At 46.5% G+C, this 398-nt stretch carries 1 protein-coding gene; it reads right to left on the bottom strand.

Features of this window, described 5'->3' with window-relative positions; translation table 11 throughout:
• Nucleotides 1-182 precede the first annotated feature (182 nt).
• A partial coding sequence (locus QUB13_RS14230) for a WD40 repeat domain-containing protein (protein ID WP_442922168.1) occupies nucleotides 183-398 on the bottom strand: 216 nt, incomplete at its 5' end.

Raw genomic sequence — 398 nt, forward strand, 5'->3', positions numbered from 1 at the left:
CTAATCAAATAGAAGATTTGAGTGAGTTGCTTTTTGATTTATCTGGTCTAGATAAACCTGTTAAATGCCTCGCATAATGTCGGTCAATAGCATTCATAGTCTTGATTTGTCCTCTCGACAATTAATCCACCCTGCTTTTTAAGGGGGGTTAGGGGGGATCGTCTTAAGTAAACCGTATTGAATTATCCCCCGCCGCTAACTCCCTCCAAACGCAGGAAATGCACCCGGCCCGACGAATCCCCCGCTACAACTGTCACTCCATCAGGGGCAAAAGCACAGCCGTTAAACGCACATTCTCCGCTGAAACTAGCAACCTCTTTACCTGTGAGTAAATCCCAGATTTTCAGGGTACTATCCCATGAAGCGGAAATCGCTGTTTTACCGTCTGGTGCGATCGC

This window comes from Microcoleus sp. B4-D4, assembly GCF_036705185.1.
GTDB lineage: Bacteria > Cyanobacteriota > Cyanobacteriia > Cyanobacteriales > Microcoleaceae > Microcoleus.